General features: G+C 72.1%; 8 protein-coding genes. 3 read left to right on the top strand and 5 right to left on the bottom strand.

Features of this window, described 5'->3' with window-relative positions:
* Window positions 1–1618: class III lanthionine synthetase LanKC (gene lanKC, locus KBX39_RS14375; RefSeq protein WP_210870997.1), on the bottom strand; the 1618-nt coding region annotated here is incomplete at its 3' end.
* Between the two features lie 285 nt (window positions 1619–1903).
* Here lanKC and KBX39_RS14370 point away from each other — a divergent pair.
* From KBX39_RS14370 to KBX39_RS14360, 3 genes are all read left to right on the top strand, one after another.
* A complete protein-coding gene (locus KBX39_RS14370; RefSeq protein WP_140946314.1) occupies window positions 1904–2473 on the top strand; it encodes a hypothetical protein in 570 nt (189 codons plus the stop codon).
* 7 nt (window positions 2474–2480) lie between these two features.
* Window positions 2481–3740, top strand: a complete 1260-nt coding sequence (locus KBX39_RS14365) for a sensor histidine kinase (RefSeq protein WP_140946313.1) — start codon at window positions 2481–2483, stop codon at window positions 3738–3740.
* A gap of 99 nt (window positions 3741–3839) precedes the next feature.
* Complete coding sequence (locus KBX39_RS14360) at window positions 3840–4547, top strand: response regulator transcription factor (RefSeq protein WP_043324014.1); 708 nt, start codon at window positions 3840–3842, stop codon at window positions 4545–4547.
* 37 nt (window positions 4548–4584) lie between these two features.
* Here the strand turns inward: KBX39_RS14360 and KBX39_RS14355 are convergent, their stop codons facing one another.
* The 4 genes from KBX39_RS14355 to pdxY all read right to left on the bottom strand — a co-directional run bounded on the left by KBX39_RS14355 (window position 4585) and on the right by pdxY (window position 8850).
* Window positions 4585–6960 carry an excinuclease ABC subunit UvrA gene (locus KBX39_RS14355; protein ID WP_210870994.1) on the bottom strand — a complete coding sequence of 792 codons (2376 nt, stop codon included), beginning with the start codon at window positions 6958–6960 and terminating at the stop codon, window positions 4585–4587.
* Window positions 6961–7016: 56 nt separating this feature from the next.
* On the bottom strand, window positions 7017–7430 hold the full coding sequence (locus tag KBX39_RS14350) for a VOC family protein (RefSeq protein ID WP_104114071.1): 414 nt from the start codon (window positions 7428–7430) through the stop codon (window positions 7017–7019).
* A 5-nt stretch (window positions 7431–7435) separates the two neighbouring features.
* Window positions 7436–7900, bottom strand: a complete 465-nt coding sequence (locus KBX39_RS14345; protein WP_043324018.1) for a helix-turn-helix transcriptional regulator — start codon at window positions 7898–7900, stop codon at window positions 7436–7438.
* A gap of 98 nt (window positions 7901–7998) precedes the next feature.
* Window positions 7999–8850, bottom strand: a complete 852-nt coding sequence (gene pdxY / locus KBX39_RS14340) for a pyridoxal kinase PdxY (protein WP_210870992.1) — start codon at window positions 8848–8850, stop codon at window positions 7999–8001.
* Between the last annotated feature and the right edge of the window lie 273 nt (window positions 8851–9123).

Raw genomic sequence — 9123 nt, 5'->3', positions numbered from 1 at the left:
GCGGTGACCTGGGTGCCGAGTTTCGACGCGGTGCGGGCGACGGTGATGAGGAGGAAGTCGCGGTTGTGTCGTAGGCCGGTGGGCGGCATGGGGGCTCCGTGTGCGTGGTGGCGGGCGGGATGCCGGCGGCCAGGGATTCGATCAGCTGGCGCGGGTCGGCGGACCACTGGTGGCGGGTGACGCGGCGGCGGCCGGGCGTGGGTGGGTGCAGTGCGGTGCGCAGGTCGTCGCGGATGCGGTCGAGGTATCCGGGTGGTAGCGGGAAGCGCCGGGCGATCGTGAGGAGGTCGTCGAACTTGTCGTCGCTCAGGGCGGCGAGTGGTGTCAGTGGTACGAAGACGGCGAGGCGCAGGCAGGCGAGGGCGTAGGTGTCGACGGCGGTGCCTCGGCGGATGCGGGGGGTGGCGAAGCCGGGGTCGCCCAGTGAGGGGGTGAAGTCCTCGTCGGTCAGGTACGCCTGTTCGAAGTCGACGAGCACGATCCGGCCGTCGGGGCGGATCATGATGTTGGCGGTGTGCAGGTCGCCGAAGACCACTCCCCTGGCGTGTATCTGGGCCAGGGCTGCCTGGACCTGGTCGATGACGTCGAGTGCCCAGGTGGTGTAGTCGGTGAGGTCCTGCTCGGTGGGGTCGGGGTGGATGAGTGGGTGCCGCATGGCGAGGTGGTGTTGGAGGGTGTCGCCGTCGACGTGCTCTTCGACCAGGAACTGGTGTTCCCACCAGGTGAGGCGGTCGAGTAGTTGGGGTACGCAGTCGAGGCCGGCGAGGCGCCGCAGCATGGTCTCTTCGCGGCGCAGGCGGGTGAGCGCGTCGGTTCCGGCGCCGTCGAGTCCGGCGTGCGGGCGGGCTTCGCGCAGGACGACGGTGCGGCCGTCGCGCAGGTCGGTGGCGCGGTAGACGCCGCCGGCGTTGGAGTGGTGCAGGGCTTCCTCGATGCGGTACGGGGGTTCGTCGTCCGTCTGCGCGTCGACAGCGGCGACGGCGGCGATGTGTTCGGCGACGAAGTCGGGCACGGGGGCCCAGTCGGGCACGGTGAAGACGGGTTCGCGGCGGTCGGGGACGAGGGTTCCGTCGGGGCGTGCGACGGCGGGGACGGGCTGGTCGCCGTCGACGCACCAGAGTTCGGCGAATCCGCCGTAGCGCAGGTAGAGGGGTCCGTCGTGCCAGCGCAGGTCGCTGAGGACGTAGGGGCCGCGGTATCCGGCGAGGCGGGCGCCGAGGTCGTCGAGGACGCGGCGCAGGGCGGTGTCGTCGGCCGGGTAGAGGGCGGCGAGTTTGCCGCTGCCGGCGCGGTGGGCGTACTTCTCGTTGTTGACCAGGGCGAGGCGGCGGCTGCGTTGGAACTTGAAGGCGACCCGGTGGGTCACGCAGTGGTCGCGTACCAGGTCGAGGACGTCGGCGGCGTCGTCGAGGTTCACCGAGACGTGGACTTTCCAGCCCTGCTGGGGCAGCTGGGTGTGCGTGGGGTGCCACATGATCCAGCCGCCGTGTTCGGCGACGCGCCAGCCGTCGGGCGGGGTCTGGTCGGCCAGCGGGAACCGGCTCGCCGTGTCGGCGACGTACGCCGGTGAGTCGACGTGGACCGGGTCGGCGATCAGGAACGCTCCGGGCGTGGGCATGGCAAACCTCGCGGCCGTGACGAATGGGTTGGGTGTCCGGGGCGGTTCGGTGTGTTGCCGTTGTCGCCTGGACTGGTTCCATCGTGGTGGTAGCCGGCCGGTGCTGGCGTCCGGCCGTGGGGCGAGGTTCGGGGTCCGTCCCGGCCCGGTGGTGGGCGTCGGGGGTCCGTCTGGAAGTGGACACCGGATGTCACCCGGTACGGGGACGTCCGGCGGGCCGGTGTGGACCAGAATTTCTCGCGTACGCGGGCTGTTCGCCCGCATTTCCTTCTGTGGAGGTCTGTGATGAGGACCGAGGTCCAGTCGCCGCCGGTGGTGGTGTTCCTGCAGGCGCAGCGGCCGGCGGGGTGGGTGACCGTCGCGCGTGGGGTGCCGTTGGACGGACGGCGGTGTCTGCTGAGGACGGTGGGTGCGGGCCGGGCGCGTTCCGGCGACGCGGTGCGGCTGGTGGGGGTGGCCGGCGGGGACGCGCGGTCGCTCGCTGTCGCCGAGGTGTCGGTGTTGCACCGTGACGGGGCGGACCTGGTGATGGTGTCGCTGGCCGGTGCGACGGTTCCCGGTGGGCACGGCACTGATGCCTTGGCGGTGCGGCGGGTGCTGGCGTTGCTCGCCGACGACGCGGACGGGCGGTGGCGGGTGGCCGCGGACGCGGCGGCGGACGTCGTGGCGCCGGTCGTGCTGGTGGGGGCGGGCCGGGCGGGTGCGCCGGGCCGGACGGCGGTGCCGGTGACCACGCACCGGGTGGGCGCGGCCACGCCGTCGCCGGACGGTGACGGCGGCGGTGACGACGACGGCTCGCCGCTGTCCTGGACGTGCCGGTTGTTCGGCATCGGCTGCCCTACGGAAAACTCCTGATCCGCCGATGACGTCGGTGACCGGTGCGGTGGCGCCGTCCGCCCCGGCGCGGGCGGCGAGGTGGTGGCGTCACGATCTTCTGCTGTTGCCGGTGCTGGGCCTGCTCGACCTGTTCACGGCGTCGTCCGTGGTGATCCAGAGCGAGCCGGTCGGCCCGGCCCGGCAGTGGCTGCAGGTGCTCGCCGCGGTGTTGTCGGTCGGCGCCCTGTGGTGGCGGGCCCGCGCGCCGGTGGCGGTGTTCGCGTTCGAGTGCGTGCATGGCGTGGCGATGTGGTTCCTGCTGCACGACTACCGGCCGTGGGTGGGCCTGATCGTGGCGTTGTACACGGTGGCGGCGTTGCGGCCGCTGGTGGTGTCGGCGGCGGCGTACGCGGCGGCGTGCGCGCGGAGCCTGCTCAGCGCGTTCGACTCGTTCCGGGTGGAGCCGAGTGCGGGCGCGCGGGCCGGGGAGTTCGTGGTGACCGCGTTGATGTTCGCGCTCATCTACGCGGCTGCGTGGGCGGCCGGGTCGGTGGTGCGGCGGCACCGGCGGCGGGTGTCCCAGTTGGAGCGGGAGCGGCGTGTGGCGCGGGCGGAGGCGGTGGCGTTGGAGCGTCGCCGGATCGCCGCGGAGCTGCACGACGTGGTGTCCCACTCGGTGACGGTGATGGTGTTGCAGGCCGCCGGCGCGGCGCGGATCAGCGCGTCCGATCCGGAGCGGACCCGGGAGGCGCTGCTGCACATCCAGCAGGCCGGGCAGCAGGCGATGGCGGAGTTGCGGCGGCTGCTGGCGGTCATGCGGGCCGAGTCGGGGCCGGTGGGCGACGGTGAGCCGGGTCCGCAGCCGCGGCTGGACGACATCGAGGTGCTGCTGACGTCGATGCGGTGCGCGGGGCTGACGGTGACGATGTCGGTGTCCGGGAGTCCCAGGCCGCTGGATCCGAGTATCGAGCTGGCGGCGTACCGGACGGTGCAGGAGAGCCTGACGAACACGCTCAAGCACGTCGGCCGGCGGGCCTGCGCGACTGTTCATTTCGGGTGGCAGGAGCGGGTGCTGTTGCTGCGCGTCGACGACGACGGCTCGGGCCGCGAGGCGGGCGCGGCGGCGGGACTGTCGACCGGTAACGGGCTGGCCAGCCTCGCCGAGCGGCTGGAGCGTGTCGGCGGTCGTCTGGTCGCCGGGCCGCGTGCCGAGGGCGGGTTCCGGGTGAGCGCGACGCTGCCGGTCGCGCAGCACGGCGACCTGGTGGCGGCCTCGGGTGACGGCGGGGCGCCGGCTGTCGGGTGAACGGCGTGTCCGCTGTGCGACATCAGGGTGGCCGCCGCCGCCGGCGTCGATGATCATGTGGTGGGGCCACTGTCCCGGCCGCCGACGACGGGAGCCTTCATGATCCGGGTGCTGCTCGCCGACGACCAGCCGCTCGTACGGGCGGGACTCGCGATGCTGCTCACCAACGAACCTGACATCGAGGTCGTCGCCGAGGCCGACGACGGGGCGCAGGCCGTGGAGGTCAGTCGGCGGCTGCGCCCGGACGTGGTGCTGATGGACGTGCGGATGCCCGGCACCGACGGGTTGGCCGCGACCAGGCTGATGGCCGACGAGCAGCTCATCGACGACCCGCAGCAGCCGGTACGGATCATCATGCTGACCACGTACCACGTGGACGAGGCGGTGCACGCCGCGTTGCGGGCGGGCGCGTCCGGTTTCGTGCTCAAGGACGCCGCGCCCGCCGAGCTGGTGTCGGCGATCCGGGCGGTGGCCGACGGCGAGGCGTGGCTGGATCCGGCGGTGGCCCGGCGGCTGCTCGACGACCTCGCCGCCCGGCCCGACCCTGGACTGCCCACCCCGGTGCAGATGCGCCGGCTCACCCCGCGGGAACGGGAGGTGCTGGTGCTGATGGCGTACGGGATGTCGAACCGGGAGATCGCCGAGCATCTGGTGCTGGGCGACGCGACTGTCAAGACGCACGTCAGCCGGGTGCTGACGAAGCTGGGGCTGCGGGATCGGACGCACGCGGTGGTGGCCGCGTACCAGTGCGGCCTGGTGGAGCCCGGCACGGCGCCGCCGGCCCGGATGGCCGGCCTGTCCCGCTGAGACCGCGGCGCGGCCGGGGTCTCAGCGGGCGCGCCGGTCAGGCGCCGACGTAGTCGGCGAGGTGTTCGCCGGTGAGCGTGGACCGGGCGGCCACGAGATCGGCCGGGGTGCCCTCGAACACGATCCGGCCGCCGTCGTGACCGGCGCCCGGGCCGAGGTCGATGATCCAGTCGGCGTGCGCCATGACCGCCTGGTGGTGTTCGATCACGATGACGGACTTGCCGGCGTCGACGAGCCGGTCGAGCAGGCCGAGCAGCTGGGCGACGTCGGCCAGGTGCAGGCCGGTGGTGGGTTCGTCCAGGACGTACACGCCGCCCTTGTCCCCCATCCGGGTGGCGAGCTTGAGGCGCTGCCGTTCCCCGCCGGACAGCGTGGTCAGCGGCTGGCCGAGCGTGAGGTAGCCGAGGCCGACGTCGGCGAGCCGGTCGAGGATGGTGTGGGCGGCCGGGGTGCGGGCCTCACCGTCGCTGAAGAAGATCTCGGCCTCGTCGACGGACATGGCGAGGACCTGGCTGATGTCGCGGCCGCCGAGGTGGTAGTCGAGCACGGCGGGCTGGAACCGTTTGCCTTCGCAGTCCTCGCAGGTGCTGGCGACGCCGGCCATCATGCCGAGGTCGGTGTAGATGACGCCGGCGCCGTTGCAGGTCGGGCAGGCGCCTTCGGAGTTGGCGCTGAACAGGGCGGGTTTGACGCCGTTGGCCTTGGCGAACGCCTTGCGGATGGGGTCGAGCAGGCCGGTGTAGGTGGCCGGGTTGCTGCGGCGGGAGCCGCGGATGGCGGTCTGGTCGACGCTGACGACGTCGTCGCGTCTGGCCAGTGAGCCGTGGATGAGGCTGCTCTTGCCGGAGCCGGCGACGCCGGTGACCACGACCAGGACACCGAGGGGGATGTCGACGTCGACGTCGCGCAGGTTGTGGGTGCGGGCGCCGCGGATCGGCAGCGCGCCGGTGGGCGTACGCGGCTTGTCCTTGAGGGTTGCGCGGTCGTCGAGGTGGCGGCCGGTGGTGGTGCCGCTGGCGCGCAGGCCGGCGACGGTGCCCTCGTAGCAGATGGTGCCGCCGGCGGTGCCGGCGCCGGGGCCGAGGTCGACGACGTGGTCGGCGATGGCGATGGTTTCGGGTTTGTGTTCGACGACGAGGACGGTGTTGCCCTTGTCGCGCAGTTGCAGCAGGAGGTTGTTCATGCGGGCGATGTCGTGCGGGTGCAGCCCGATGGTGGGTTCGTCGAAGACGTAGGTGACGTCGGTGAGGGACGAGCCGAGGTGGCGGATCATCTTGGTGCGCTGGGCCTCGCCGCCGGAGAGGGTGCCGGCGGGCCGGTCGAGGCTGAGGTAGCCCAGGCCGATCTCGACGAACGAGTCGAGGGTGTCCCCCAGCGCCTTGAGCAGCGGGCCGACGGAGGGTTCGCGCAGGTCGCGTACCCAGGTGGCGAGGTCGCTGATCTGCATGGCGCAGACGTCGGCGATGCTGACGCCGTTGATCTTCGAGGAGCGGGCTTCGGGGGCCAGGCGGGTGCCGTCGCAGTCGGGGCAGGTGGTGAACGTGATGGCGCGTTCGACGAAGGCGCGGATGTGCGGCTGCATGGCGTCGACGTCCTTGGCGAGCATCGACTTGCTGATGGCGGGGATCAGGCCGGTGTAGGTGACGTTGATGCCGTCGACCTTGATCTTGGTGGGTTCCTTGTGGAGCAGGTCGCTCAGTTCCCGCTTGGTGTAGTCGCGGATCGGCTTGTCCGGGTCGAACAGGCCGCTGGAGCGGAAGATGCGGCCGTACCAGCCGTCCATGCTGTAGCCGGGGATGGTGATGGCGCCCTCGTTGAGGGACAACTTCTCGTCGTAGAGGACGGTCAGGTCGAAGTCGGTGACCGCGCCGCGGCCCTCGCAGCGGGGGCACATGCCGCCGAGGCGGTTGAAGGTGCCCTTCCTGGTCTGGGTCTTGCCGGGGCCCCGCTCGACGGTGATCGCGCCGGCGGCGCGTACGGAGGGGACGTTGAACGAGTAGGCGTTGGGCGGGCCGATGTGGGGGTCGCCGAGGCGGCTGAACAGGATGCGCAGCATCGCGTTGACGTCGGTGGCGGTGCCGACGGTGGAGCGTGGGTCCGCGCCCATGCGTTCCTGGTCGACGATGATGGCGGTGGTGAGGCCCTCCAGGACGTCGACCTCGGGCCGGGACAGGGTGGGCATGAACCCCTGGACGAAGGCGCTGTAGGTCTCGTTGATCAGGCGCTGGGACTCGGCGGCGATGGTGCCGAAGACCAGTGAGCTCTTGCCGGAGCCGGACACGCCGGTGAACACCGTGAGGCGGCGTTTGGGCAGCTCGACGTGGACGTCGCGCAGGTTGTTCTCGCGGGCGCCGAGGACGCGGATGACGTCGTGGCTGTCGGCGCGGTGCAGGCCGGTGGTGGCCTCGCTCATGATCTCTCCGTCCGGGTCGGGTGTTCCGGTCGAGCCAGCGTCCGCCGCGGGCGCCGTCAGCGCCGCTCGTTGATGCGGATGAGGTTGCCGGTGGGGTCGCGGAACGCGCAGTCGCGCACGCCGTAGGGCTGTTCGGTGGGTTCCTGGACCACGTCGGCGCCGCTGGCCGCCAGCCGGTCGAACAGGCCGTCGAGGTCGTCGGTGGCGAGGGTGAGCGCGCCGTAGCTGCCCTTGGCGATCAGTTCGAGGACGGTGCGGCGCTCGTCGTCGCTGATGCCGGGGTCGACGGCCGGCGGGTGCAGGACGATGCCGGTCTCGGGCTGGTTCGGTGGGCCGACGGTGAGCCAGCGCATGGTGTCGCCCTGGCCGACGTCGTTGCGCAGTTCGAAGCCGAGGGTGTCGCGGTAGAAGGCGATGGCGGCGTCGGCGTCGGTGTGTGGCAGGAACGTGTAGTGAATGGTGATCGTCATGGTGGTCACGCTAACGGTGGCCGGCCGGTGCGGGCTTCTCGATTCCTGATCGGTCGGGTCGCCTGTTTGGTCAGGCACGGGGGCGGCTCGGCGGTGTCGGGGGCGTGACGGGCGCGGTAGGCGCTGGGCGGTTCGCCGACGAGTTCGGTGAACCGGGTGCTGAAGGTGCCCAGGGACTGACAGCCGACGGCGAAGCAGACATCGGTGACGCTGAGGTCACCACGGCGCAGCAGGGCCATCGCGCGTTCGATGCGGCGGGTCATGAGGTACGAGTACGGGGACTCGCCGTAGGTCTGGCGGAACTGGCGACTGAGATGGCCGGCGGACATGTGCTCGCCGCGGGCGAGGGCTTCGACGTCGAGGGGACTGGCGTACTCGCGGTCGATGCGGTCGCGGACGCGGCGCAGCCGGGTCAGGTCGCGCAGCCGTTGGGCGAACGCGGGGTCGTCGGTGCCCTGGTGCGGTGACACGTCCGCATCCTGCCTGCTGGGCGGTGGTGTCGTCCACCTGTTCGAGCGGCGAGTCGCCGCCCGGGTGCACCTGGGCCGCTGGTGCACCCGGGCGGCGGTCAGCGCAGCCGGCGGGCGGTGAACCGGGTGGGCGGCTCGGCGATGGCGTCCTGGGCGGCGACGAGTTGCAGCTCCCGGGTGCCGGCGTCGAGGGTCGCCTCGAGTACCGCGTAGATCGAGTTTGTGGTGCGTTCCAGCGCGGTCTGTGGTGAGCCGGTGGTGGCCAGGTGCGCCAGGTAGAGGGCGGCGGTGACGTCGCCGCCGCCGTTGGGGGCGATCGGCAGCAGCGGGGTGGTGACGGCCCAGGCGCCCTCGTCGGACACGGCGACGACTTCCAGGTGCCCGGCGGGCAGGTCGCCGTGCAGGACGCTGGTGTCCAGGACGTGCCGGGGGCCGGTGGCGCGGACGGTGTCGACGGCGGCGAGCAGGTCGTCGAGGGTGTCGGTGGTGCGGCCGGCGAGGAACTCCAGCTCGAACTGGTTGGGGGTGACGATGTCGGCGCGGGGGACGACGGTGTCGCGGAGGTACTCGGGGATGCCGGGGCGGACGAACATGCCGCGGCCGACGTCGCCCATGACCGGGTCGCAGCAGTAGAGGGCGGCCGGGTTCGCCGCTTTGACCTGGGCGACGGCGTCGAGGATGACCGCGCCGACGGCGGGGTCGCCCTGGTAGCCGGAGAGCACGGCGTCGGCGGTGCCGAGCACCCCGCGGTCGGCGATGCCGGCGATGACGTCGGCGACGTCGGTGGGGGCGAGCAGGGGGCCGCGCCAGGCGCCGTAGCCGGTGTGGTTGGAGAAGTGCACGGTCAGGACCGGCCAGACCTCGTGTCGGAGGCGTTGCAGCGGGAACACGGCGGCGGAGTTGCCGACGTGGCCGTAGGCGACCGACGACTGGATGGACAGGATCTTCACCTGCTCATGGTCGCATCCCCGGCGAGGGCTGACGGCCCGTGGTGGGGTGATGACGGGCCGGGACCGCGGTGACCGTTCGGCTCAGGGTTTCGACCGCCGGGCGCGGGGCGGGTTTGGGCGCAGCGTGCGGTGGGGGCATGAACGGGCTGTTCTCGCCTTCTGGACGGAGGAAGCAACGATGCTTTCCGCACTCGATCGTCGGCACACCGTCGCGCCGCCGGGGTACAGCCGCTGGCTGATTCCTCCGGCGGCGCTGGCGATCCATCTGTGCAT

Source organism: Micromonospora sp. D75 (genome assembly GCF_018070405.1).
Classification (GTDB): Bacteria; Actinomycetota; Actinomycetes; order Mycobacteriales; family Micromonosporaceae; genus Micromonospora; species Micromonospora chalcea.
The sequence above is the reverse complement of the archived record's forward strand: the minus strand, read 5'-3'. Positions and strand labels throughout refer to the sequence as shown.